Origin of the sequence: Paenibacillus sp. FSL F4-0087, assembly GCF_038020215.1 — a bacterium.
Taxonomy (GTDB): Bacteria; Bacillota; Bacilli; order Paenibacillales; family Paenibacillaceae; genus Paenibacillus; species Paenibacillus taichungensis.
This window is the reverse complement of record NZ_JBBODJ010000001.1, coordinates 2,960,163-2,985,019: the sequence shown is the minus strand read 5'-3', so window position 1 is coordinate 2,985,019 and position 24,857 is coordinate 2,960,163. Positions and strand designations below refer to the sequence as shown.

General features: G+C 46.9%; 24 protein-coding genes. 6 read left to right on the top strand and 18 right to left on the bottom strand.

Annotation, left to right across the window (positions count from 1 at the left end; all coding sequences use genetic code 11):
• Window positions 1–52 precede the first annotated feature (52 nt).
• The 8 genes from MHB84_RS13990 to MHB84_RS13955 form a co-directional block, all read right to left on the bottom strand.
• Window positions 53–1,666 carry a (2,3-dihydroxybenzoyl)adenylate synthase gene (locus MHB84_RS13990; RefSeq protein ID WP_076287694.1) on the bottom strand — a complete coding sequence of 538 codons (1,614 nt, stop codon included), beginning with the start codon at window positions 1,664–1,666 and terminating at the stop codon, window positions 53–55.
• A gap of 3 nt (window positions 1,667–1,669) precedes the next feature.
• The gene (gene dhbC, locus MHB84_RS13985) at window positions 1,670–3,004 is read right to left on the bottom strand and encodes an isochorismate synthase DhbC (protein WP_076287307.1); all 1,335 of its coding nucleotides are present in this window, start codon (window positions 3,002–3,004) and stop codon (window positions 1,670–1,672) included.
• Window positions 3,005–3,027: 23 nt separating this feature from the next.
• Window positions 3,028–3,813, bottom strand: coding sequence for a 2,3-dihydro-2,3-dihydroxybenzoate dehydrogenase (locus MHB84_RS13980; RefSeq protein ID WP_076287306.1), 786 nt, complete (start codon window positions 3,811–3,813; stop codon window positions 3,028–3,030).
• Window positions 3,814–3,978: 165 nt separating this feature from the next.
• The gene (locus tag MHB84_RS13975) at window positions 3,979–4,839 is read right to left on the bottom strand and encodes an alpha/beta hydrolase (RefSeq protein ID WP_076287305.1); all 861 of its coding nucleotides are present in this window, start codon (window positions 4,837–4,839) and stop codon (window positions 3,979–3,981) included.
• Between the two features lie 485 nt (window positions 4,840–5,324).
• Window positions 5,325–6,371 carry an ABC transporter substrate-binding protein gene (locus tag MHB84_RS13970; RefSeq protein ID WP_083678721.1) on the bottom strand — a complete coding sequence of 349 codons (1,047 nt, stop codon included), beginning with the start codon at window positions 6,369–6,371 and terminating at the stop codon, window positions 5,325–5,327.
• 49 nt (window positions 6,372–6,420) lie between these two features.
• Window positions 6,421–7,638 (bottom strand): AraC family transcriptional regulator, encoded by a 1,218-nt coding sequence (locus tag MHB84_RS13965; RefSeq protein ID WP_076287304.1) that lies wholly within the window; start codon window positions 7,636–7,638, stop codon window positions 6,421–6,423.
• A 270-nt stretch (window positions 7,639–7,908) separates the two neighbouring features.
• A complete protein-coding gene (locus MHB84_RS13960) occupies window positions 7,909–8,658 on the bottom strand; it encodes a Bax inhibitor-1/YccA family protein (protein ID WP_063565881.1) in 750 nt (249 codons plus the stop codon).
• 279 nt (window positions 8,659–8,937) lie between these two features.
• On the bottom strand, window positions 8,938–9,294 hold the full coding sequence (locus MHB84_RS13955) for a nucleotide excision repair endonuclease (protein ID WP_076287303.1): 357 nt from the start codon (window positions 9,292–9,294) through the stop codon (window positions 8,938–8,940).
• A 672-nt stretch (window positions 9,295–9,966) separates the two neighbouring features.
• Here MHB84_RS13955 and pdxR point away from each other — a divergent pair.
• Genes pdxR through MHB84_RS13940 form a run of 3 tightly spaced genes read left to right on the top strand, consistent with a single transcriptional unit; the run spans window position 9,967 to window position 12,806 of the window.
• A complete protein-coding gene (gene pdxR, locus MHB84_RS13950) occupies window positions 9,967–11,418 on the top strand; it encodes a MocR-like pyridoxine biosynthesis transcription factor PdxR (RefSeq protein WP_076287302.1) in 1,452 nt (483 codons plus the stop codon).
• Between the two features lie 12 nt (window positions 11,419–11,430).
• Window positions 11,431–12,351, top strand: a complete 921-nt coding sequence (locus tag MHB84_RS13945) for a D-alanine--D-alanine ligase (RefSeq protein ID WP_076287301.1) — start codon at window positions 11,431–11,433, stop codon at window positions 12,349–12,351.
• Entirely contained in the window at window positions 12,348–12,806 is a 459-nt protein-coding gene (locus MHB84_RS13940; protein ID WP_076287300.1) for a GNAT family N-acetyltransferase, read from the top strand. The genes MHB84_RS13945 and MHB84_RS13940 overlap by 4 nt, the downstream gene beginning before the upstream one ends.
• Window positions 12,807–12,889: 83 nt before the next feature.
• Here the strand turns inward: MHB84_RS13940 and MHB84_RS13935 are convergent, their stop codons facing one another.
• The 5 genes from MHB84_RS13935 to MHB84_RS13915 form a co-directional block, all read right to left on the bottom strand.
• Window positions 12,890–13,159: a pentapeptide repeat-containing protein gene (locus MHB84_RS13935; protein WP_083678720.1), complete on the bottom strand. Its 270-nt coding sequence runs from the start codon at window positions 13,157–13,159 to the stop codon at window positions 12,890–12,892.
• A 2-nt stretch (window positions 13,160–13,161) separates the two neighbouring features.
• On the bottom strand, window positions 13,162–14,358 hold the full coding sequence (locus MHB84_RS13930) for a GNAT family N-acetyltransferase (RefSeq protein ID WP_083678719.1): 1,197 nt from the start codon (window positions 14,356–14,358) through the stop codon (window positions 13,162–13,164).
• A 245-nt stretch (window positions 14,359–14,603) separates the two neighbouring features.
• The gene (locus MHB84_RS13925; RefSeq protein ID WP_256716704.1) at window positions 14,604–16,109 is read right to left on the bottom strand and encodes a copper amine oxidase N-terminal domain-containing protein; all 1,506 of its coding nucleotides are present in this window, start codon (window positions 16,107–16,109) and stop codon (window positions 14,604–14,606) included.
• A gap of 211 nt (window positions 16,110–16,320) precedes the next feature.
• The gene (locus MHB84_RS13920; protein ID WP_256716703.1) at window positions 16,321–16,452 is read right to left on the bottom strand and encodes a hypothetical protein; all 132 of its coding nucleotides are present in this window, start codon (window positions 16,450–16,452) and stop codon (window positions 16,321–16,323) included.
• Window positions 16,453–16,551: 99 nt separating this feature from the next.
• Window positions 16,552–17,019, bottom strand: a complete 468-nt coding sequence (locus MHB84_RS13915; protein WP_076287299.1) for a YfbM family protein — start codon at window positions 17,017–17,019, stop codon at window positions 16,552–16,554.
• A 116-nt stretch (window positions 17,020–17,135) separates the two neighbouring features.
• Between MHB84_RS13915 and MHB84_RS13910 the strand changes: the two genes are divergently transcribed.
• A complete protein-coding gene (locus MHB84_RS13910; protein ID WP_076287298.1) occupies window positions 17,136–17,612 on the top strand; it encodes a DUF4385 domain-containing protein in 477 nt (158 codons plus the stop codon).
• A gap of 97 nt (window positions 17,613–17,709) precedes the next feature.
• The gene (locus MHB84_RS13905; protein WP_076287297.1) at window positions 17,710–19,473 is read left to right on the top strand and encodes a cellulase family glycosylhydrolase; all 1,764 of its coding nucleotides are present in this window, start codon (window positions 17,710–17,712) and stop codon (window positions 19,471–19,473) included.
• A 251-nt stretch (window positions 19,474–19,724) separates the two neighbouring features.
• Here MHB84_RS13905 and MHB84_RS13900 read toward each other — a convergent pair whose 3' ends face one another.
• The 5 genes from MHB84_RS13900 to MHB84_RS13880 all read right to left on the bottom strand — a co-directional run bounded on the left by MHB84_RS13900 (window position 19,725) and on the right by MHB84_RS13880 (window position 23,314).
• Window positions 19,725–20,786, bottom strand: a complete 1,062-nt coding sequence (locus MHB84_RS13900; protein WP_076287296.1) for an LLM class flavin-dependent oxidoreductase — start codon at window positions 20,784–20,786, stop codon at window positions 19,725–19,727.
• 174 nt (window positions 20,787–20,960) lie between these two features.
• A complete protein-coding gene (locus MHB84_RS13895; protein WP_076287295.1) occupies window positions 20,961–21,773 on the bottom strand; it encodes a class I SAM-dependent methyltransferase in 813 nt (270 codons plus the stop codon).
• A gap of 431 nt (window positions 21,774–22,204) precedes the next feature.
• A complete protein-coding gene (locus MHB84_RS13890) occupies window positions 22,205–22,531 on the bottom strand; it encodes a type II toxin-antitoxin system RelE/ParE family toxin (RefSeq protein ID WP_076287294.1) in 327 nt (108 codons plus the stop codon).
• The gene (locus MHB84_RS13885; RefSeq protein ID WP_076287293.1) at window positions 22,512–22,787 is read right to left on the bottom strand and encodes a type II toxin-antitoxin system Phd/YefM family antitoxin; all 276 of its coding nucleotides are present in this window, start codon (window positions 22,785–22,787) and stop codon (window positions 22,512–22,514) included. The genes MHB84_RS13890 and MHB84_RS13885 overlap by 20 nt, the downstream gene beginning before the upstream one ends.
• A gap of 185 nt (window positions 22,788–22,972) precedes the next feature.
• Entirely contained in the window at window positions 22,973–23,314 is a 342-nt protein-coding gene (locus MHB84_RS13880) for a zinc ribbon domain-containing protein YjdM (protein WP_076287691.1), read from the bottom strand.
• 254 nt (window positions 23,315–23,568) lie between these two features.
• Here MHB84_RS13880 and MHB84_RS13875 point away from each other — a divergent pair, with 254 nt between their 5' ends.
• Entirely contained in the window at window positions 23,569–24,723 is a 1,155-nt protein-coding gene (locus tag MHB84_RS13875) for a VanZ family protein (protein ID WP_076287292.1), read from the top strand.
• The last annotated feature ends 134 nt before the right edge of the window (window positions 24,724–24,857 follow it).

The following is a 24,857-nucleotide window of genomic DNA, read 5'->3' as shown; positions in this document are numbered from 1 at the left end:
CATGTTCATCACTGCGCTACAGTGTACAGTGGCTATCTATCAGTCGTTACAATCAGGAGATGGGCTGTTTAGCCGTAATCATCTCACGCAACGCTTTTTTGCTTACTTTGCCAACTTGAGTTTTGGGAAAAGACTGCACAAACTCAATCCGATCCGGTATTTTATAGCTCGCCAGGCCCCGGTTACGCAGAAAAGATTTTACTTCGGCAGCTGACGGAGCTTCACCGCTCGGCACGATAAATGCACAGGAGCGCTCGCCCAGATATTCATCCGGCATGGATACTAATGCCGCATCATGTACGGCAGGATTGGCCAGCAGATGATTTTCCACTTCCTCGGCAGCCACTTTGTCACCGCCACGGTTGATTTGATCCTTCGCCCGTCCTTCCACAACGAGATATCCATCAGCCGTGAGACTGGCAATATCTCCGGTACGATAGAAACCGTCCGTGGTAAACGATCTGGCATTATGTTCATCAGCCTTGTAGTAACCTCGAATCGTATAAGGTCCTCTTGTCAATAAATGCCCCGATTGTCCCTGTTCCACATCCATGTCCTCGTCATCAACAATTCGTACTTCATCATACGGAGACATCGGCTTGCCCTGAGTGTTAACAATCACATGCAACGGATCATCCAGACGGGTGTAGTTCACCAGCCCCTCCGCCATGCCGAACACTTGCTGTAAGGTGCAGCCTAGGACGGGTTGGACACGCGCAGCCACCTCGGCGCTGAATTTGGCTCCACCAACCTGAAGCACCTCAAGTGAAGGAAGTTTAATCCCCCGGGTAGCCGCCGCATTCAACCATATGAGTGCAAGTGGTGGTACAAGAGCCGTTATGGTTACCTTATGGCGCATAATGAGTGGAAAAGCTTCATCCGGGCTGGACCCGCGTGACAGTACAATGGTTCCACCCGCATACAACGTACCCAGAAAGCCGGGTGAGCTCATGGGATAGTTATGTGCTATAGGCAGAACGGCCAGGTAGACACTATCTGGGGTAAGTCCGCAGACTTCCACACTTCTCCGCAAACTGTAGATGTAGTCATCATGAGTACGGGGAATCATTTTGGACAGCCCGGTACTTCCACCAGACAACTGTAGAAAAGCGACATCCGAAGAAACTGGCTCATCCGGCAGTGTGACTGGTGCTGTATAAACATCCTCCAAAGCCGTAAATCGCCCCGCTTCTCCAGCCACGAATACATGCCGAAGTCCCGGAACCTCTGCCTGAACCTCTTCGGCCAGTGTGCGATAATCAAACCCTCCATCCTGATCAGGTATCACGTATGCTACGGCCTCAGAGAAACGGGCAAAATACGTAATCTCACTCTTCCGATGTAAGGGAAGTGCATATACAGGCAGTGCACCAATGCGGAATAAGGCAAAACACACCTCGATAAACGCCGTAATATTGGGCAGCTGGATAATAACTCGATCATGCTGTCGTATTCCTTTGGCATATAAGCCAGCGGCCAGACGATCCACCCGATCGTTCAGCTCCGCATAGGTTAATTGTTGTTCACCACTGATAACGGCTACTCGATTGCCATATCGTTCTGTGCGCTGGCGGAGCATTTCTCCAAACGTAATTCCTTCCCAGCAGCCTTCCTGACGATAACGTTCGGCAACTTCCTCAGGCCAGGCCTGAAATCCTGACAGCATCATTCATTCCTCCTTCATACTGGACACAGATGAATCCAAACCCATGGCGAGCAGCATTGTTCCGAATTTCGCTGAGGTCTCTGCCAGCTCCGCTTCGGCTGTAGAACCTGCCACAATACCCGCGCCAGCGAACAGTTTAAGCGTATTCCCTTCCACTTCCGCACATCGGATCGTTACAGCCCACTCGCCGTCACCCTCACTGTCACACCAGCCCACCATGCCGGTGAATAATCCCCGTTCAAACGGTTCCTGTTCTCGGATGGCATCCCGAGCGGCCTGTACAGGCGTTCCACAAATTGCTGGTGTAGGATGAAGAGCAAACGCAAGTTCCAGTGATGATGTGTTCACATCAGCAAGCTCCCCGTGAATTTCCGTAGATAAGTGCCACATGGTTCGTGTTTGGATCAAGGAGGGTTCTGCCGGGACGGATAGCTGCTTACACAACGGACGCAGCGCTTCCGCCACAGCCTCAATGACTACTGCATGTTCATGGCGATCTTTGGCGGAAGCCAGCAGTGCTTCTGCACGGCGGCGGTCCTCAGCCGGATCATCACTCCGGGCAGCAGACCCAGCGAGTGGATTGGCTCTCACTTTGGACCCTTTCCGGGTAACCAGCAATTCGGGACTCGCTCCGATATAAGTCCGATGAGTTTCTTTTTCCGCCTCCACGTAAGCGCGTTTATCCGTTGTTATATTACTTTTTGCTAGAGAGAGTTTCGTCATCGGAACAGCAAATGTATATCCGTGTGTGTTATCCCTGAACAAATTACGGAGTAACTGATGCGTGTTCACGAACGCCTGTGAAGTCACATGAAGTGTACGGGATAACACCACTTTGTGGAGAACGCCTTGATTCAGATCCCTCAAAACGTTGTTTACACTTTGCTGGAATATGGCTCCGGCAGGTTCTTCACGCACCTCACAACCCACTGCGGCCGGGCGTTTTTCCACCGCTGCTCTGGAGTCCGGGGATAGGGGTTCAGCCCATTGGATCTTCTCTGGCACGAATAGCTCTGCAGAAGAATGTATCGGATCGAACGGAATGGCGCCGACCACAATCGGTTTCGTTTGGCCCGAGCGTCTCGCCTTTTCCATCAACTGCTCCATCTGGTTAATGAAAAGCTGCGTTTCTTCATTCCGCTTTTGTTCAGTACCATTAACCGCGCCCATGAAATCAGTTGTATTCTCTTCCGATACCTCCATGGCAGACCATCGAATCTGCCCCCCTTGAGCTAACAGGGTATGTTGCGGTGAAGACCAGAAAAAGGACGTCCCCTCCCGATATTGTTCCAGAAGGTGTAAGGCGGAAGTTGCAGCAACCGTACCCGCTTTTGACATGATTATCATCTCCTTATCTTGATTCAGGCACCTAGCGTGGCGCCTCCGTCCACACACAAGTTATGCATCGTAATATGTCTAGCCTGATCCGATACCAAAAAAAGCACACTATCCGCTATATCCGATGGTAACGCCAGCCTGTTCAGTGGTATGCCCAGTCGGTATGCTTGCTGGGAACCGGCGATAACGGTCTGTGCTCCCTGCTCATCTGCCCACAATGCACGCTGCATATCGGTATCCGTCGAACCTGGAGATACAATGTTACAGCGGATATGGTCTGAGGCGTATTCAAGCGCCAAACATTTGGTGAACATGGTTGAAGCCGCTTTGGAGGCCACGTAGGCAGACATGTGCATCCGGGGCACGCCAGAAGCATTTGAACCGACAGTAACAATCGCCCCTGATTGACGTTCGGCCATGTATCGCACCACAGCACGGGACATGTAAAATACACCGTGTGTATTCACGTCAAAAGTTCTTGTCCATTCTTCATCACGGAGCTCACTCACAGCCCCCGTGTATAGTACTCCCGCTGCATTCACCAGAATGCCAATCGGACCTAATGTCTCCTCAATACGCTGGATTGCATCTTCAACGGATTGATGATTAGATATGTCCACAGGAAAGGCTGTTGCCTGATGACCCTGACTATGCAGATCTGTGACCAGTTGATTCAACTGATCCTCTCGTATATCGACAGCTGCAACAATAGCGCCTTGCTCGGCAAGCAATCTCGCCACGGCTTCACCAATGCCTTGTGCAGCACCGGTGACTACGGCTACTTTTCCATCAATCCCTGTGTAACTCACTCCTGTTCCTCCCTTGCATTACTGCTCCCTCTCCTGTTGGAGAGATGTGTTAGCCTACTGAATCCGATTGGATCATCCGTAAATCCGTAACATTTCGGTCCACTTGTCTTTCGTCCAATCTCCCATACTGATACCTCTAATTATGAAATCGTTGTCTCTTTCCTCCTACGACTCCGGGCTGCAGGCAAAACGCATCGTACGACTAATCAGAAATGGCAATACGGATACATGGTTTTCTTCTTCAAACTCGGTATATTTGATGTCCAGACCCGGCTGATTCAGCGCAGATAACCGTTCTGTAAGACTCGAAGCCTTATCATTGTTGCGGGCAGGATGCGTCTTCTCCTGTTCACCCATGCCAATCCACACCTTGACGTTTACGGGATGCTGCTCCAGCCGTGCGACAAATTCCTGTTCCTTCGCCAACATGACGTTCTGGTTCCAGTGAAGGGAAGGGCTACCCGCAATGTAATAGCGAAAAGCTTCTGGTTTCTTGAACAACGTATGCAATACGAACAATCCACCAAGGGAATGACCAAAAATAGCTTGTCTGCTCCGGTCAATCCGGAACTGTCGTTCCATATCCGGCTTCAGCTCTTCTTCAATAAACTGCAAGAATTCATCGGCTCCACCCTGTTTCGGTAAAGGCGTTCCATCCGAATTCTGGGTATATTCCGTTGTGGCCTGCGGTGTAAAGTCATAGTAACGGTACGGCGAAAAAGGGCCCGCTGTTGGATACCCAATGCCAACAACAATGGCCGGAAGTGCTCCGGTCTTCTCCGGTCTGCGGCCCTGTACACGAACAGCTTCGACCATCGTGCCAAACACCGAGTTGGCATCTAACAGATAGATCACCGGATACCCCGAAGGCGGTGGCGCTTCTGCTGGTTGGAATACCATGATCTGATAGGAATGATTGCCGTGGCGTGATTTCATCGTCCATTGTTCGGCGCGTGGAATCTGTACGGTACTGCGTGCGATATGTTCAAGGGTGCCAGATGCGGATTGATTGGGCTGAAACGTCATTACGGATGGTTCCTCCTCGTTGTTCTGCGTATATAAGTTGAATACTGAACTACACATACACTCCACCGTCAGAATAACCTTCCAATCGCTGTTATCTCCAGATTTCCTCTATCCCCTCTTATAAAGGGAGAAATCCGGAGATAAAGGCGAACGCTTCGCTTCTCCAGGTTTTTTCTGACGTCTCCGTTTCTGTGTAGTTCATAAACTCAACTTATACTGTTATGTTTAATATAATTATTGAAATGTATGAGATTGATTCTCATTACCAATTATAAAAGAGTAAATCCGGCTGTCCCATGGACGATATCCAGAAATGATTTTGATTATCTCCATATTCCCACATTTCTGTAACTGACTTGGTTACCCCTAAAATAAAAAAACTCCCTCACGGAATACCTGAAACGCTGGAATATGTCCGGTTTCTGGCACTCCGCAGGGAGCTACATTTCTCATATTGTGATCAATACATCAATGGATTGCCTCTATTATTGCGTTAACGCCTTCAGCGTGTCGTCAATGACATGACCGTAAGCAATCAATCCGCCGCCCAGCCACGGAGCTGGCTCTACTGCGTACACATGTCCAGCTTTAACGGCTGGCATGCTGTTCCATACTTTTGTATCTGTCATTTCCTTCATGCTCCCCGGACCCTGTTCCACCGTGAAAATAAAGTCGGCATCAATCTCAGGCAACACCTCGGTCGATACCGTTGCGCTGTTCTCCGTTTGTACCAGTGTTGGTTTGCCGAGTCCCAATTGCTGATATACCACGTAACCACTAAAGTAGTTACCACCCATCATACTGATCCCACGAGGTGCAAAACGAATGATCGCTGCTTTCTTGCCCTCGGTAACTTTGGCGAGCTTGGCCTTAGCATCGTCTACCTTCGCATGATACGTTGCAATGGCTTTTTCGGCCTCAGCCGTTTTGCCCAGCAGATCACCAATTACCTGCAAAGACTTCTCGACATCACCCGAAGCATTCGTAAATACGTAGGTTGGTGCAATTTTCGAATAACTCTCATATACACCGTTCTCGGCATATTGGGCCGTGTGTAGAATAATAAAATCCGGATTGTACGCCATTAGTGCTTCAGGAGAAGGCAAACCACTGGAGAAATCAAGTGTTGGCACTCCGCTCAACTGGTCCTGGAGGTAGACATGACCTTGCGTACCACTCGCCCATTGAGCTACCGGTTTGACACCCAGTGTCAGCAGAGAGTCTTCCAGATAAGGTGCAAAAACACGCTCCGTATGCTCAGGAACGATAACATCATGTCCCAGATCATCTTTGACAGTTCGTTCTCCTTTGGTTTCTTCCGTGTTCTCTTCGGTTACAGCAGTCCCTGATGTGGCCGTGGTCGAAGCCTCCGTCGTTGGCTGCTCTTTCTGTGCTTCCCCCTCATTTTCTGATTTTGGGCCACAGGCAGATAGCAAACCCGTAATCAATACCAGTACGAGCAAGGCCGAAAATCCGGCACTACGAAATGGACGAACGGAACGGTGTCCGTGACCTTTTTTCTGTTGAAACATGACATATCCCCCTTGATAAACATTCTCATTTAGATAGATGGATTATATGTCATGTAGCCCGAGAATCACCATGGACGTTATCCAGATATACATTTGGACAATATCCCGTGAAAATCAGCAGCGCTTCATCCAGCATACGCATCACGCCTACGGCAGAGTAGTCAAACCAGGGATCACCTGTAATCAGATGAATCTGGTATTGCCTTACTGCCTTAAGCTGACGCCATACTGGCGAGTGTTGCAAACTGAGCCAGTATGCACGCGATGCGGCCTCAGGACACACCATAACAAGAATCCGATCTGGATTTAGCGCAGCCAGTTGTTCCAATGTTAACCGTGTATTGGCCTGAACATCGGGGAACGTCTCCAGTTGTAAACCATTGTTGTACAACACCTCTTCAATACCCGGATTTCGATACAGATAAAGGTGCTGCCCATACACTCGGACAACGATGACCTTCTCTCGGCCCACTTTCTGTTTTACGGAATCCCGTGCCTTCTCGACTCGCTGATTGTATACACCAATCCACTGCTCTGCCTGTTCTTCCCGTTCCAGAAAAGCAGCAATCATGCGTAACTGCGCACGCCAATCCAAGTGATACTTCGGTACAAAACAACAAGGTGCAATCTCAGCAAGTTTGGCCTGATCCTGGTCACTGATTTGATCCGTACCGACAATAGCGTCCGGCCGGATATGAACCAAACGCTCCACGTTGGCTTCAAATCTCAAGCTGGTATACGGGTCTGTCAATCTCAAATGTGACTGAATCTCTGTTCGGTGCGCGTTATAATAATAAGCGGTCCATTTGGGATCAATCGGCGCAGCGACAGGCATGACATTAAGCGCCAGCAACTGTCCAATGATGCTGGAGGAGCAGGTGGCGATGCGTTTTCTCGCATTTTTGGCATAATCTGAAGGAGATACGCCCACTTCCTTTTTAAATTTGCGGCTAAAATAATACTCATCGCTATACCCTACTCTCAGCGCGATTTCACGGAGTTTGTACCCTGTTTCTTTCAGATATCGTTTCGCACGATTGATGCGAAGATCGGTCAGATATTCCATTGCACTCTGCCCGTAGGTCTTCTTGAATAGATCCACGAAATATTTCGCACTGATATTGGCTTTGTGGGCGAGATCTGCAATAGACAATGGTTCGTCATAGTGCTCGTCCATATATACTTTTACCTTGGCAAGATCCGTCTTGGGACTGCGGCCGGTAACGGGCAAGTGCGCAGGGGTCTGCGAATCATTTTCCAGTAACATAAGGCCACTCCTTTCGATCTGCTTGATCGGTTTGATATGAAATGTAAAGGGCAATACAGCCGGTACTATATTAGACTAACGAAAATGATAATCATTATCAATTAAAATATCACATTCTTTTCCATTCAGTCAATCCATATATGGAAGAATGTACACAGTTCGATGTTAGGACTATCCAGTAAACAGTAAAAAAGCCAACTACGTGTTTGGGGCACGAGTTAGCTTTTGATGATGAGTTGCATGGTTAAGTTTGCAAAAATTTGAATTGAATTAATCCCGGCTCCGCAGCTTGCCGAGTAGACGAATAATTTCAAGATACAGCCATACCAGCGTAACCATCAATCCAAATGCACCGTACCACTCCATATATTTCGGAGCACCGTTGTCGGCACCACTTTCAATAAAATCAAAATCAAGTACCAGATTCAGTGCGGCCACAATGACGATAACGACAGAAATGCCGATTCCGATCAGGCTGTTGTCATGCAGATAGGGAACGGTGATCCCGAAAAAACCAAGAACAAAACTGAGGAGATACATAATCATGATGCCTCCGGTTGCTGCGACAACCCCAAGCTTGAAATTCTCCGTAGCTTTGATCAATCTTGTCTTGTATGCCATCAGCAGAGCAATAAAGACGGCCATGGTCAGCAAAGCAGCTTGCAGCGTAATGCCGTTATACAAGTATTCATACGTAGCCGAGAGTGCTCCGAGGAACATGCCTTCCGCAACGGCATAGATCGGCACAAGGTAAGGCGCCGCAACAGGTTTGAATGAAATAATCAATGCGAGGATAAAACCGACGATTGCCCCTCCATATGCAAGAGGAAGCACTTCCTGCCCATTGAAAAACATCATCCAGGATGCAAATGCACTGCCCAGTAAAATTACCAACGTAATAAACGCTTTGTTTACCGTACCGTTGATCGTCATTCTGGTTTGATACCGATCATCTCCATAACCTCTGGAGTCTTCAAACGTACTATCTTTGAGTGTAGGGTTACCGCTACGTCCGATCAAAACAATCACCTCTTCTATGTATTTGGTTAATCCTGTACTACCATCTCTAGGTTCTACATTGCTGTTTCTACGAACTACATATTAAATTACATATTGAAAAATAAAAATTCTAATGCTTTTAAGCAGACGTGGGATGCAATCCGCAGATCACATCCTTGTCTGTTGACGCAAGCCATAGGCTATATGTCCCAAAACTTTGCGAAAATACTTTACACTTTATTCAGCACATTCCATCATTTGATTCCAATTCTTATCGCTCTTGGGGCACATTCGAGATACTTATTTGTACAACACTTTATCTACATTGTATTTCGCACGCAACGTGTTGATGATATAGGTCTCGTAAATTTCGCGGTCCACCGGATCTTCAATTACGCACACTTCGATGGTAGTTACTTCCTCGCGGTGTGACTTCATTGGTGATACCGTATCTTCAAAATGTTTCTTGATGCGCGGTCTTAATTTTCGTGCTTTCCCGACAAATAACAACTCATCATCGGCATTGTAAAACATGAAGATACCGCCTTTTTCCCGTGTAATCAGGTGGAAATCGGTAAATCCATAAATGTGGCTAAGCTGTGGATCAGCCTGCTTCGTGATGATGACATCTGGTGTTGGCACAGTAATATTAATCAATAGGTTCACTTCCTCATTATCTATAGGTTTACATCCTATCATATATTATAAAGGGAAACCATTTCATTAATAAGAAGCAAGATTCAAGCTTTTTTCAACTATTACGACAAATATTTCAAAAAAAAGGTTAACTTCCCTGATTCAAAGTGGTACTATAGGGGTATGAGGAAGAATTTGGGCACTAAGACATATGTCTTTATATCTACTTCCGTCTATTGTACCCTATGATTGATCATCTTTTTCATACTGAATTCTGTTACGTGCGCACGACAAGAGTACAGTTAGCAAGAACCTAGCTTTATAGCTTTACGATTCATCATCTATTCGACCCTTGCAGCAAGCAAACGTAGAAAGATCCTAGCTTTACGAAGATAGTATAGAACTGGATTGACCTAGAAAGCCTGCAATTATAGCCGTACGAGAGTAAATAGACACACGTAGAAGGACAGATAGCTATCGATCCTAGAGAGACTAGTCATGCAACGCCAACCTAGAAAGTTATAAGCAGCAGCACTATAAAAGATGGATCACGTTTCACCCCAGCCCGGCATGATGCCAGGGCTTTTTTACGTTTGCGCAAACAACCAACCACCTCCGCAGGGAAACAGAGGTATCGTGGTTCTTTCTGCGGGGGTTATAATATGGCAAGATAGCAAATAAGGGAGTGATGGGATGTATTCCGATCTGCAACTGACGGAGGACCGCCCTGTATATATACAAGTCAAAGATTATATGAAGCGATTGATGCTCAAAGGCGGCCTGCAAGCCAAACAAAAGCTTCCTTCCACCCGCGAACTCAGTACACTCATGAAAGTAAGCCGCAGCACGATTCTGCTGGCCTATGCTGAACTTGAGGAGGAAGGCCTGATTTACGCGGTCAAAGGCAAAGGCAATTACGTAAGCTCCACCATTGATGCACCTGAGGCAACATCCGGGTGGCAGCTGGACTGGAACGAACGTGTCAGCGATTATGCAATCCAGGCAGAGCAGTATGATCTGATGAAACATGGCTCTGGCTCAGAGCGTGGTGAGATTTCATTTACCAGCATTGCGCCGGATGAGAAGCTGTTTGACATGCACAATGTCAAAAGAGCCTTTCTCGACCGGATGTCGCTTGAAGGTGAAGTGCTGCTGAATTACGGATATGCGCAAGGCTACAGGCCTCTCATGAAGTATCTACTGCGTTATATGGAAAATAAAGGTGTCGACCTATCCGGCAAGGATATTCTGATTACCAACGGATTTACGGAAGGTTTTGATCTGGTACTGGGCGCACTTCGCAAAAAAAGCGGCAGGGCTCTGTGTGAAAACCCGACACATCATACCGCTGTTAAAAATCTGAGACTTCATCAATTCCATCTCACCGGTGTGGATATGGAATCAGATGGTCTGGACCTGAAGCAGTTGGAACGGGAACTTGCAGCCAACCCGTATGATCTGGCCTACCTTGTGCCCTCCTACCACAATCCAACTGGGATCGTCACATCACCTGCCAAACGGACAGAGATCATTCGACTGATGAACCAGTACCATGTGCCGATAATTGAAGACGGCTTTAACGAGGAACTGCGCTATTCCGGTTCCCATGTCTCCCCTCTGATTGCCAGTGTGGGCAAAGGGAACGGACTCGTGTATCTGGGCAGCTTCTCCAAGGTATTGTTTCCGGGATTACGCGTAGGCTGGGTCATTGCGGATGCGGCACTGATTGATTATCTTGAAAGCATGAAACGGGCGCGCAGCATTCATACCTCGACGCTGGATCAGTCCCTGCTCTATCAATATCTGAGCAACGGCAATTTCGAGAAATATTTGAAGCGGGCTCGCACGGAGTACAAGCGAAAATATGAGCTGGTCGTCCGCTGCTTGCGGCAGTATCTGCCGATGTGCCGGGTTTCCGGTGAAGGCGGACTTCACCTGTTCGTACAATTTCCACCAGAATACCGCACGAGGGAGCTGCTGGCGGCTTGCAAGGCAAAAGGCGTTACCTTCATGCCCGGGGATACTTTTTATCTTGAACCTGGCCAGGGACAAAACACGATGCGTTTGGGCTTCTCCCGAGTCAGCGATGAGAACATTCGCAAAGGTATTCGCATCATTGGCGAGACGGTTGCTCAAATGAAATGAGGAGGATTACACATGAAAGTTGGCGTGATAATGGGTGGCACATCTTCGGAGCGGAATGTTTCTCTGCTCACCGGACAGGAGATGATCAACCATCTGGATGGACAGAAGTATGAGGTTATTCCGGTGGAGATCAACAGCAAACGTGATCTCATTGAGAAAGCCGCAGGATTGGATGTGGCACTGCTCGCTCTGCACGGCAAATATGGCGAGGATGGTACGATTCAAGGTACGTTGGAGTCGCTGGGTGTTCCTTATACAGGCTGTGGTGTCCTCGCGAGCAGCGTATGCATGGACAAAGATATGTCCAAACGCCTCATCCAGCATGCGGGTGTACCTACTGGCGAGTGGCTTCAGGTAAGCAGTTTGGATGAATTGTCATCAACCGCTGTGCAGCAGTTAACGTATCCCGTTGTAGTAAAACCCAATTCAGGCGGTTCCAGCATTGGTACGCAAGTGGTACAGGAACCCTCGACTCTTCACGCGGCTGTAGAAGCGGCACTCGTCTGGGACGAAGTCGTCATGATTGAGCAATATATTGAGGGTGAGGAGATTACCTGCGCCGTTCTGGATGGTCAGATGCTTCCAGTTATCTCGATTCGTTCAAATGCTGATTTTTTCGATTACACTTCCAAATATAATGACGGCGGCGCTGATGAGCAAGTCGTTCATTTGCCTGCGGATTTGCACAAACGTGTAGAAGCGGCAGCACTAACCTGTTACCGGGTGTTAAAATGCAGTGTCTATGCCCGTGTGGACATGATGATTCGGGATGGCATGCCATATGTGCTTGAGGTAAACACGCTACCAGGTCTTACCCGAAATAGCCTGCTGCCCAAAAGTGCAGCCGCGGCTGGTATCTCCTTTGCCGGTTTGCTGGATTCCATCATTGATCTCTCGTTAAAAGAACGTCAAAAGGAGGCAACGCGATCATGAGTCTGAATATAACAATTCGTAACAGTACCCCTGAAGATCTGCAGGACATGGTCATTCTTATGGATCAACTCGGTTATCCAACCACGTATGCTGAGATGAAGGAGCGTTATTCGCACATCGCTGCGGATTCAAACTTTGCAACGTTGGTTGCCGAAGTCCGTGGCCGTGTCGTTGGACTGATCGGACTCCAAACATCTTATCTATATGAAAAAAACGGAAAGCACTGCCGTATTATGGCTCTTATCGTGCATGACCAGTTCAGAAGCTCCGGCATCGGTCGTCAGCTTATTCTGGAAGCAGAGCAATGGGCAGCCACTCATGGCGTGGATTCCTTATCCCTGAACAGCGGCAATCGCCCGGATCGTGAAGATGCGCATAAATTCTACCAACAGATGGGCTTTACCGCGGGAAGCACCGGGTTTAGCAAAAAGCCGCAGGCTTTGCAGCATAGCTGACTGTTTGCAAAGTAACATCAAAAAAACGCCCATTTCCAACACAAAGGTCGGAAACGGGCGTTCTCTATTTCGCTATAAGTAATTTATCTTTTGGCCTTCATGGATTCATACGCAGCAAGTAACTCCTCTATAGCCACTCCATTAATCTTCATTCCTGCCACCTGACACTGTTCCAACTGTACGTCGGATAGATCACAGTCATTGAAATGACTGCCCTTGAGATCACAATGTTCCCAACGCATGGGTACTCTGTCTTGGCCGAGATGTGTATCCTGAAAATGAACACCATCCATAGCACAGAATTCAACCTTGCTATCTGTTAAACGCAAATCGGCCAATAATATGCCCGTCATATTCAGATTGGTGAATTTGCCCCACTCAGGTTGCAATCGGTCATCCGGATATCCCGAAGATTGCTGGTGCTGAAGCGAAGTGAACCGAGATCAGCTTGGTAAAATTCAGTAACCGTCTCACCCTTAACATTGGATAATTCCTCGGATGGGAGCTGAATTACAGGCTCTATTGTTATGATTTTCTCATATCCATATTCATCTTCAGACGCATAGAGACAGATATAACCCATTTTCTCATAAAAATGATGATTATCCCGCTGTCTTCCCGAGGTCTCCAGCTTCCATATCCCAATCTCGGGGAATTCGGCTTCAACAAGCCTGATGACCTGAGATCCTATACCCCGACCATGACAAACGGGATCAATAAAGATTTTATCCAGTCTCGCATGCCTACTTCCCAATACATTGACACTGACTCCACCAATGGTACACCCATCCCATTCTATAACGTAATAGTCCCATTCACGGATCACGTAACTGTGCATACGAACAGACGAATAGCCTGGTGGACAAAGGTTGCTGTCCGGAACTGTGTCTCCTTTAGCCCAGACTCTAATCGCATGGTCAAAGGCTCTGGTGCATATCTCCGTAAGCACTTCAGCATCCTCTTGGCATGCACGACGAAGCTGAACTTGAGATTGCAGCCCCAGTGAAGATGCTGGTGCCGGCTGTACTTTATGTCGCTCAAAGTAATCGTAATCTGCCTGATCCGAAAGTTTTCTGCGAGAGACATAACGAAATTCGGCATGCTCAAGCACCTTGCGTGAAGGCTGGTTAAACGGCTTCACAATACCCACGATTCGGTCCAACAGAGTATTTTCGAACAAGTATGTCGTTAAGGCATTCACTGCTTCTGTGATATACCCTTTATTCCGATAATCCCGTGAAATGGCGTAAGCCACTTCACGATCATCACTATCCAGCATGTCATTGGGAAACACACCACACCAACCAATGATTTGCTGGTCTTTGTTGTGTACAACAGCCAGCATGATCCGTACATCTTTTGGATCGAACTGCTCGTAACTGCCAACAACAAATTGCAGAAAACCATACAGCTGTTCCTCTGTCATCCTCCATTCGGGAAGAATATCCGTGATTTCAGGTTGTCGGATTAGTGCGTACAGCGCGTCCTGGTCTTCCAGCGTTAGTGGACGTAATGTAATCGAACTGGATTGGATGATTAATTGACTTTTCATATATAACACCTCTGGGGATCTATTTGGGATGACACGACAAAGAGGAGCACCTCTAATAGAGGCACTCCCCGATTCGTTTCATCATTTCAGAAACGCCGAAGCTCCTCGTAATGGGTCAAAAAGGACACACGTATCCCGTTAATGGTCTAACGGAATTTTTTCATTGTGTTCTTTCATGATCATTACGAGAAATCTGGCATACTCTGAAATCCCCTCTCAACCTAAGACTCACATACAAATCTTACTTATGGCCGGTCGATGAAAATCCAGCCTGTTTCTTTTTCCTTATCTACAGATGCCCCAAGAGACTCAGCCATAAAGCGCAGCGGGACGTAAGTTTTGCCGTTTTTGCCCACATAGGCGGGTTCAACCATCGTTACTTCCTTGCCTGCAACGGTGGCCTTCTTGGAACCTACAGTCAGGACAATCTCATCGCCGGTGATATCGTCAATAACGACGATTTTATCCGACCCTTTGGTCCATTTCACTTCAGCATCCAATTCCTCGGACAGATAACGAAGAGGAACAAATGTTGTATTTTTAACAGTGACTGCGCCATAGGATTCGTCGTCCGGATACAACATGACATATTTACGGGTGATTCCCGCTTCATCTTTCAACAGCTGATACACAAGTGAATTGGAATCAAAATTGCGCAACATCTGACCTGGCGTGATATCTCCCTGCATCAGATCAATTGCACCAGCCGTTTTGTCCACGGCATCCACAGTTACTGGTCCACCAATATTCCAAAGTTCGCTGTCACCATATACGGATACCGATTTGATCGGCAGATCTTCAGAAGCAGGCAACGCTACTTTGAAATCATAATTCTGTTTACGGATATTCAGTGCGCTGTCCAGATAAAAGTCCAATTTGAGATTGGTCTCAGTTCCGAACACCGTCTTCAATTCAGGTGTTTCGGTCAACAAGTTGGCTAGTTCCTTGTCGTAATTAGCAAGAATCTCGTCAAGACCGCCCTTAATCATTTCATACAATGAAGCAACTTCGGCATCCCGTGATTCGCTAATCGTAGAAGGAAGGGCACTGCCGTCGCCAATATCAACCGTGTTGAATGTAACGAGGATAGGGTAGAACACATCATACAGATCTCCAATCAGATCCTTGAGTCCTTGCTCATCCTGAGCAACACTTGTCAGAAACGGTTTAACCATGGCAAGAAGCTCTTCTCCACTGATCTCCACATGCAGCTTGGAGAGACTCAGCGATTCACCATTAACCGATTCCTGTACCGGGGTTACGGAAATATTTTTCGGGTTGGACAAATGCTTCAGCGCAAAGGTCAGCAATTTCGGGGAAAGCTCCTCGATCTGCTTCTCCAACGCCTTCGTATCTAGCATAGGAAGTGTGTCATCCTGCAAAGATATGTATAGAGGCTTTTGCGCTCCGTCTACATCAATGACCATTTCCGATTTATCCATCGACAGATGGAAAGGCAATTTCTTTCCTTGCATACTCAGTGTGCCTTTGACAGACGCCGTGTTGGAGTCCTTCACTTTGGCATCTTCAATATCCAATGAAACGGAATTAATGAGTTCAATCATTTGAAGCGCATCCTCATCGACGAGGTTTGCTGTAGGTTCAATTTTTATATGCATGGACTGTTTGGATTCACCGGACTTGACGGTTGTACTATTGACAACGGCTTTGCCAATATCTACGCCACCTACGGCCTGACATCCCGTAAGCGCAACCATCATCAAAACGAGTGGTACGGCAATCCACTTCAATAGCTTGTGATTTTTGATACGATCTCCTCCTTAGGAAAAATGTGGTTCACTCCTATTATGAGGGTTATAGGTAATTGTTGTAAACCGGATCCATAAATAAATACCAAAAAAAGGCCGAACAATGGTCCGACCTCGGGTATGACGTATATTTAAAATTTGGTGTAATTGGCTTCAACAACACTATGCCTAGTCCAATCATAAACAGTTAAGTTTATTCTTTTTTCGTATCCTCTGCCTCAGTGTCCTCATCGGATTCTTTACCATCGGTACGTGCAGGGGTTTCAAATTGATCCGGTTCGTCGTCTTGAATGGCTTTGTTCTCTTCATTCTGGTCTTGTGTCATATCGTATTCCCTCTCTTTTACCGGATTTTAGGCACAGTCTGTGCCTTGTTTCTATCAATAACCGGAATAATGACAAATTAAACAGACAGAGGTGGGAACTTAGAAAATATAAAAGACAATTCCGTTTCCGCTTGCAGCCGTTGCCTGATATAAAGCCTGAACATCATTCAGTGTCTGAACGATCTCCTGGAATGTCTCCTCTGCGTCCCAATCCTCCATGACAGGATACACGCCCTCAGCTACCATTTGTTCCAGGCTAAACCGTTTCTTCAATTCTTCAGGTGTCAGTTGTTCTAACGCCATGTACGCCTCGAGCACCTGTTCATTATTCAGCAGGAACAGATCCATGTCTGAATAGTTGCCCAGATATTGTTCGCCTGCCAAAGGGACCACATATCCCAGAGGAGGCTGCCCCTCTACCACTTCACCAGTCAACGTAAACTGAAGCATCTGCCACATTTTATCGATATCCAGCTCGACCGAACAATCATGTACACTGACTTCACCTGACTTAATGGATGCGACCAATTCATTGGTGACAACAAGATATCTGCCGGACATGCCCATACCCTTATCCCTCCTATGTATATACTTCTCTTCTTTCCCATTAACCGTGCATGTTGTACAAGAATCGGGGTAAAGAGGTGGAAAGGAACAATAATCTTCAAGGAGGAGCGGAATCCATGAAAAAGTTTGATTACAGCCTCAATTACGAGGAGCTTGATCTGCGCAAGCAACCTGAACTATATACCGTTGGCCGGGGAGAGCAAGGGGTATTAATGGTGCAGCCCTACAAAAGCGAGATTCTACCGCACTGGCGGTTCAAAACACCTGAAATTGCGAAAGAATCCTCGCAGAAGATCTACGAACTATTTTTGGAGTATAAGAAAAAGGATGACTTTGTCGGTATGGATATGGCACGCAAGTTTCTGCAAATGGGCTATACGCGGGCCCGGCGGTATACGAATCATAAAGGTGGACGCAAATATTCGAAGGAGGACGGCTCCATCCTGCCTTATCAGAATGATAAGGTGAAGGCTGAATCAGCAGCCATTTTCAAAGCACAATGGGAGATCGCCAAAACGGACCCGGATTATGTGAAAATGAAGCAGAAGCATCGGGAGAAGTACGAGTCGGAGAACGCGCAGGAGCATGGGTGAAAATACATGATTCATGCAGATGTTCATTTTGATATAATGCAATACATCAAGCTTCACACACGAGATTAACGATGTACGCCCATCCAAAGGAGCCCTTATGAACCCACCTAGCCACCATTTCATCCTGACGCTTGTTTGCATGACCCTGTGTCTGTTTATTCTGCTTCCTTTGCCTGCATCTGCAGCCAAGTCTGAACTTGCCAGACAACATGAAATGACGGCCTTTGGTCCGCTACAAAGCGATGTTGACGGGATGCAGCCGGGATGGAACCTGGGAAATTCCCTGGATACGGTCGGAACTGATGAAACGTATTGGGGCAACCCGCGAGTTACCCGCGAACTGATACAGCAGATCGCTGCTCAGGGATACCGAAGTATTCGCATTCCCGTCACATGGGATGGGCATATTGGGGACGCACCAGACTACACTGTTGATCCAGCCTACATGGGTCGTGTTCAGGAGGTTGTCCAATGGGCGCTGGATGCCAACCTCTATGTCGTCGTGAACGTTCACCATGATTCCTACCTCTGGATCAGCCAACTGGAGACGGACCATGATCAGGTGCTTTCCCGTTATAAAGCAGTATGGACTCAGATTGCCAAGCAGTTCAAAGATGAACCACGTAAGCTGATGTTAGAAAGTGTTAACGAACCGCGCTTTCACCGCGGAGCAACAAATGCAGGCGACATGGGCTCAGGCAGCAATATTGATGAGGCACGGCAGTTAGAGCTTTTGCATGAATTGAACACTGCATTTGTAAAGTTGGTACGAGAAACAGGTGGAAATAACAGCGAGCGCCCGTTGGTCCTGCCTACGCTGGAAAGTTCACCAACACAGGTAAGACTCGACAGTTTGCAACAGACGATAGCTGGCCTAAAGGATCACAATCTGATTGCTACGGTGCATTATTACGGATATTGGCCGTTCAGCGTTAACATTGCAGGGCATACCACCTTCGATACGGATACGAAAAATGATGCGGCCAGCACGTTCAATAATGTGTACAACACACTGGTTATTCAGGGCATTCCGGTTATTCTGGGCGAATACGGCCTGCTCGGTTTTGACAAACATACGGATGTCATCGAACAGGGAGAGAAGCTGAAATATTTTGAGTTCATTGGTCATCAGTTAAAAGAAAAAAAGATCACGTCCATGTTATGGGACAACGGTCAGCATCTGAATCGACTAACATTCCAGTGGGCTGACCCGGATTTATTTCAGATGATCCAAGCGTCCTGGACAGGACGTTCTGCCGCAGGAGAAAGCGATCTGCTCTATTTCAGACAAGGTTCGCCTGTAGGAGACAGACAATTGACGATCAAATTAAACGGAAACAAGTTAGTTGCCCTGTATGCGGGTGATCAATTGCTGAAAGCTGGCACGGATTATTCGTTCATTGGCAACACCTTAACCGTCAAATCCACTGCGTTATCCCGGATGATCAGCTCAACTCAGAAGCTTGGGAACAATGGGATAATCACAGCGAAGTTCAATCAGGGCGCAAAATGGAAATGGAATGTGATTGTGTCCACGGAGCCCAAGTTGGGCCACGCAACAGGTAAAGTAGACTCCTTCTCCATTCCCACCCAGTTTCAAGGTGATCAGCTTGCCACGATGGAAGCTGTGTATACATCCGGTGAGAACACAGCGCCACAGGACTGGACACCGTATAAGGAATTCTTGACAACATTTGCTCCTTCTTATGAAACGAATGAAATTAAGCTACAGCCCGATTGGCTCAAAGAACTGCACGATGGACAGATCGAGCTGACATTTCACTTTTGGAGTGGTGAGCTCATTCGCTACACTCTGATTAAGAACGGAAATCAGGTGACTGGCAAGGTACGAAATAATTGAAACTGTTCGCAGGTTGAGTTGAGATTGAACGCCCCGTTGATTGCAATGGGCGCTACTGGATGCAGCATGACCTATGAAGTAGTGAATTACTGAAGATTATTCAAATAGAGACGCTGCCAGTGGAGTATGTCAGCTGTGGACATAGCTAAGCCATAATTGATAAGGAAACGAAAAAAGGAGCAGGTCCTTCATCCGAGCGATGAAGGACCTGCTCCTTTTTATCATTATATATAAGGGATTACTATCGCTAATTAACGCCCGGCTTCATTCTCAGCTTCCCAACGCGAGATTTCAGCACGGACTTTGGGAGCGACTTCTTTGCCAAGCAGTTCAATCGCTCTCATTACCTCCTCATGCGGCATCGTGCCGAGGGGAGTGTGTAACATGAAGCGAGTGATACCAACTTCTTTGCGCAGATAGATAATCTTCTGAGCCACGGTATCCACATCACCTACATACAGCGCACCTTCCAGACTACGTGCCGCGTCAAAGGTTGCACGACTATAGTGTCCCCAGCCGCGTTCACGGCCCAGTATGTTCATTACAGCCTGAGCTGGAGGGAAGAATTTCTCCACGGCTTCATCTGTTGTATCCGCAATGAACCCATGAGAGTGGGAAGCCACAGTCAGTTTGGAAGCGTCGTGACCTGCATGTGCAGCTGCTTTTTTGTACAACTCCACCAGTGGTGCAAATTGAACGGGGCGACCACCAATAATGGCGAGTACAAGCGGTAATCCAAGCAGACCTGCGCGGACAACCGATTCCTGGTTACCGCCACTGCCGATCCATACCGGAAGTTTTTCCTGTACCGGACGCGGGTAGATGCCTAGATTATTAAAGGAAGGGCGGTGTTTGCCTTCCCAAGTTACTTTTTCCGAATCACGCAGCTTTAAGAGCAGCTCCAATTTTTCATCAAATAATTCATCATAATCATTCAGATCATAACCGAACAATGGGAACGATTCGATGAATGATCCCCGCCCTGCCATAATCTCTGCACGCCCATTCGAAATGCCGTCCAGCGTTGCAAAATCCTGAAAAACCCGTACCGGATCAGCCGAAGATAGCACCGTTACAGCGCTGGTTAGGCGAATGCGTTTGGTCTGTGAAGCTGCGGCAGCCAGAATAACAGCTGGTGATGAAGCGGCATAGTCGGCACGGTGATGTTCTCCCACGCCGTATACATCCAGCCCCACCTGATCTGCCAAAACAATCTCTTCAACGACGTCGCGAATACGCTGCGCATGACTTATAAGTTCTCCTGTGTTTACGTCTGGGTTCGTCTCCACAAATGTACTGATTCCAATTTCCATTGTCTATTCCTCCCTGTTATGAAGCGATCCGTCGTTCATCTAACCTATTGTAAGTAGATCACCTTTTGTTATTTATCTTAATATTGAACTATTTTGATGAAAAATACAAGTGCCCCCTGTTCTCCAGAGGGCACTTTCGTGACATATTCTTCTCAAAATCCAATGATTTCATAATTATTTCTTTTTCCCAATGTACAGCAGATGAGACGAGATTCCCAGTATTGACGGGTCTTTGGCCGCCTCAATCATATACTGGATCAACTCATCGTATTCTCCGCGTTCTTTCCAATATTGCTGCTGCTCTTCTGTGAGCATAGCTCTCAGACTGGACGATCCAATCAGGTCTACCGTTTCGAATCCGTGCTGCTCCATAAAAGGGTTAATATCCTGTATGTTGAAATAGTACGCCCCTGTAAACCGCCCTTGATCCAGATGATCGAATGTACCCTTTTCCACAAAAGACCGGATAGCTTCCATGTGGTCATGTGGTTTCCATTGCTGCGGGAATTGTAAAGAGGTAATGCCCATTCGCATACGGCTCTGCATCGCTACAAACACAGTTCCCCCACGCTTGGTGACCCGATGCAGCTCCCGTACCGCAGCCACTCGCTCTTCTTCCGTCTGCAAATGATACAACGGCCCCAGCATCAGAGACGCATCATATGTCTCATCTGCAATATCGTTCAGATGGGTCGCATCCAACACATGAAATCCGTCAAACTGCTGTGTCAAATCCAATTCCTTTGCCTTCTGTCGAGCCAAATCCACAGATGCAGGGGTCAAGTCTGACAGCGTGACATGGTATCCAAGTTTGGCAAGCTCCATGGCATATTTGCCTGGTCCTGCGCCATTGTCCAGCACAAGTCCGGTTGCCGGAAGTGACTCTCGGACATAATGCATATTAATGATGAATTCCAGCGGTTCTCGGTCCAGCCTTCCCCACTCGTCAAATCTGGAATAATACTCAATCACACGTGATCTTTCCATGATTCTGCACCTGCCTTTTCTCAACATTAAGGCCATATAAAAAAACAAAAACCTGCCACCTCAACTAAGAGGCGACAGGTCTGACCTTCGCGGTACCACTCTTCTTGATCCATGAACAGGATTGGAAACATCATACTCCAACCTATCCTGCCATAACATCTCAGGACCTGATGACGGAGGTTAACCGTCAGGATCTACATGAAGTCAGCGTATAGCATCATTTTCAACATCCAGCCCTTTCGTGTGCTGCACAACGACGATACTTACGTTACTACGATTCGATCCTGCTGCTCACAGGCGAGTTGGGGAAAGGTTGGACTGCCTTGCACCATAACGACAGTTCTCTGGACCAAACCTTGAGCCTTATTACTCCTGATCATTGCGTTTGACTGTTAAATTTTATCCAGTATAGTACTTCTAAATATTTCCTGTCAATTCATCTCAAATAAATCTCTGAGGTAATCTCTCCGCCCATGTAAGATGCGATAAATGATAATACCCTCTAGAGTAATGCGGTAGAAAACCAGATAGGGAGAAACGACGATAAACCGGTATCCTCGTTGGATCAGGTTGTAATCATCCTCTGACAAAACAGAACCTATATTGGGAAAATCGGCGATGTTCCTTATTTTTTCATCCAGTTTATCAAGCATCTTCTCTGCCTGTTCTACGTTGTCCTTAGATATATAAGAGAAAATTTCGTCGAGATCATCAACAGCAGCAGGAGTATATCGGATGCTACTCTGTTTTGGAAGCATCCAATTTTCTCCGTAATCGTGTCATTACTTGCTCGTGACTGGGCAACTCTTCACCTTCAGCCACCTGTTTCTCAGCGACGAGTAGTTTGGATTGCAACGCGGTTCTGGCTTCCATTCTTCGGTACGCTTCATGGCTCATCACAACTAAATCAGCTTCTCCATTGCGGGTAAGTATCACGGGCTCATCCAGCTCATGACAATATTTAGAGAACCCATTATAGTCCTTGCGTATTGTAGTTGATGGTTTGATCTGCATAACTTCCCTCCGATATCATTATAATCACTTAATTATAACATTATAATACTACTTTATTCATCTGGGGTCCTTTCTCCACCCAACAAAAAAGAACCTTCACTTCCACATCATTGCAGAAATGAACGTTCTTTTATGGTTTAAGACAAGTCCACTAACATGGCAATCCAGCCGTGCCTAAAGAGAAGCTAGATTTTTTTCACAAACTCGGACTTCAACTTCATTGCGCCTAGGCTGTCGATTTTGCAATCGATGTCATGGTCACCGTCAATCAGTCGGATGTTTTTGACTTTGGTTCCCTGCTTAACTACCAGCGAGCTGCCTTTCACCTTCAAATCCTTAATGACCGTAACGGTATCGCCATCATTCAGGACATTACCATTGGAATCGCGTACTACTTTAGTTTCCTCCGCATTCTCTTCTTCTGATGCTAGCGCCCATTCGTGCGCACATTCTGGACACACCAACAGATTACCGTCCTCGTAAGTGTATTCGGAATTACATTTGGGGCAATTAGGCAAATTAGACATATGTATTAAACTCTCCATTCATTTTGTGGCTTCCTCGCAAGTATACGGGAATGCAGTCCATTGTTCCACATAGGCCACAGTGGTTAATTGATTTTAAACTAAATTTAAGATTGCCCCGCCCCCTGATTTAAGGAAGGTTCCTTATACTGAAGCTATAGAAGAAAAATGGTGGAGTATCACAACGAAATACTATTCTTAAAAGTCGTGTCTCACACGAAATGCTGATATACATCCTATAAAAGGAGTTTCTGCTCATGTCACCCTATGTTTTTCCTGTCCAAACGGCTTTCTTTATTTTTGTCCTTATCGCCATGTTTCTGCTGGTGCCTTGGTTAATCTACGGATATCGAAAAGATGGATTTTTTAGCTGGTCGCGGTTTGGCGTCAGCTTTTCATTTATTTTCTACCTACTGGCTGCATATTGTCTGGTTATTCTTCCTTTCCCGACGACTCGTAATACATGTGCTCAGCAAGCAGCGGATACCGTCTATTACAACCTTGTTCCATTCACCTTTGTAAAAGATATTATGAAAGAAACACCAATTGTCTGGTCTCAACCCGCCAGCTATATGGGAATGATTCAGGGCAGAGCTTTTCTGCAAGTTCTGTTCAACGTATTGCTTCTCATGCCACTTGGCGTGTATATCCGTTATTTTTGGCAAAAGAGATCTTACTGGAAACAGGCTTTGTTAAGCGGATTCGGCTTATCCCTGTTCTTTGAGATTACCCAGATCACCGGCTTCTACGGTTATTATGATTGCCCGTATCGGCTGTTTGACGTGGATGACCTGCTGCTGAATACTTCAGGAACGGTACTGGGATTTTTCGCAGCACCCATCGCGCTTGCCTTATTCCCATCTCGTGCAAGTATTCAGGCGAAAAGCGAACAAATCATCGAACAAAACAAGGTCTACCCTGTAGCCCAACTACTCGCACTCATTATCGACAGTGTAGTTGTCGTATTCCTGTCCAATCTGATGTCCATTTTCAATCTATCCCATACAAATGCCATGATTAGTATGCTAAATACCATGATTGCGATGCTGGTTGTATTTTTCTTTATCCCATCGCTGCGAGAAGGCAAAACACCAGGCTCAGCCCTGATGCGATTCAGATATATTGATCAACGGACAGGCGATCCTTCCAGCACTTCCCTGTTCAAAAGATTGCTCGCGCTTTACGTCCCTTGGCTGTTTGTGACCATTGCTCAAATTATAAACGAGTATGCTTTGCTAAACAAAAATGCGATGCTTGAGCCCTATAAAATATGGCTTTCTGTCGGCATTGTTGGTTTGCATGTGCTGATTCTTCTGGTGTTGTTCGTTCATGTCATGCTGGTGCTGTTCTCCCGGGGCAAGCGAGCCTTTTACTGTGATGATGTGTCTAAGACAAGAGCATCCCGAAAATAAATGCTGGACTCATTCCACTCACAGCACATAAGTTTAGGTGAAAGATAGTACTGTATCGTTTGCCATTAAAGCCGGCAAGTTTGATCCATCGTAAAAAAGGTGTGCCTCGTCAGCCAATGACGAGACACACCTTT

Coding starts and splice junctions, on each gene's coding strand:
- MHB84_RS13990 (WP_076287694.1), bottom strand. CDS start 1,666: ATGCTGTCAGGATTTCAGGCCTGGCCTGAGGAAGTTGCCGAACGTTAT.
- dhbC (WP_076287307.1), bottom strand. CDS start 3,004: ATGTCAAAAGCGGGTACGGTTGCTGCAACTTCCGCCTTACACCTTCTG.
- MHB84_RS13975 (WP_076287305.1), bottom strand. CDS start 4,839: ATGACGTTTCAGCCCAATCAATCCGCATCTGGCACCCTTGAACATATC.
- MHB84_RS13970 (WP_083678721.1), bottom strand. CDS start 6,371: ATGTTTCAACAGAAAAAAGGTCACGGACACCGTTCCGTTCGTCCATTT.
- MHB84_RS13965 (WP_076287304.1), bottom strand. CDS start 7,638: ATGTTACTGGAAAATGATTCGCAGACCCCTGCGCACTTGCCCGTTACC.
- pdxR (WP_076287302.1), top strand. CDS start 9,967: ATGTATTCCGATCTGCAACTGACGGAGGACCGCCCTGTATATATACAA.
- MHB84_RS13945 (WP_076287301.1), top strand. CDS start 11,431: ATGAAAGTTGGCGTGATAATGGGTGGCACATCTTCGGAGCGGAATGTT.
- MHB84_RS13940 (WP_076287300.1), top strand. CDS start 12,348: ATGAGTCTGAATATAACAATTCGTAACAGTACCCCTGAAGATCTGCAG.
- MHB84_RS13935 (WP_083678720.1), bottom strand. CDS start 13,159: ATGACGGGCATATTATTGGCCGATTTGCGTTTAACAGATAGCAAGGTT.
- MHB84_RS13930 (WP_083678719.1), bottom strand. CDS start 14,358: ATGAAAAGTCAATTAATCATCCAATCCAGTTCGATTACATTACGTCCA.
- MHB84_RS13920 (WP_256716703.1), bottom strand. CDS start 16,452: ATGACACAAGACCAGAATGAAGAGAACAAAGCCATTCAAGACGACGAA.
- MHB84_RS13915 (WP_076287299.1), bottom strand. CDS start 17,019: ATGGGCATGTCCGGCAGATATCTTGTTGTCACCAATGAATTGGTCGCA.
- MHB84_RS13910 (WP_076287298.1), top strand. CDS start 17,136: ATGAAAAAGTTTGATTACAGCCTCAATTACGAGGAGCTTGATCTGCGC.
- MHB84_RS13905 (WP_076287297.1), top strand. CDS start 17,710: ATGAACCCACCTAGCCACCATTTCATCCTGACGCTTGTTTGCATGACC.
- MHB84_RS13900 (WP_076287296.1), bottom strand. CDS start 20,786: ATGGAAATTGGAATCAGTACATTTGTGGAGACGAACCCAGACGTAAAC.
- MHB84_RS13895 (WP_076287295.1), bottom strand. CDS start 21,773: ATGGAAAGATCACGTGTGATTGAGTATTATTCCAGATTTGACGAGTGG.
- MHB84_RS13890 (WP_076287294.1), bottom strand. CDS start 22,531: ATGCTTCCAAAACAGAGTAGCATCCGATATACTCCTGCTGCTGTTGAT.
- MHB84_RS13885 (WP_076287293.1), bottom strand. CDS start 22,787: ATGCAGATCAAACCATCAACTACAATACGCAAGGACTATAATGGGTTC.
- MHB84_RS13880 (WP_076287691.1), bottom strand. CDS start 23,314: ATGTCTAATTTGCCTAATTGCCCCAAATGTAATTCCGAATACACTTAC.
- MHB84_RS13875 (WP_076287292.1), top strand. CDS start 23,569: ATGTCACCCTATGTTTTTCCTGTCCAAACGGCTTTCTTTATTTTTGTC.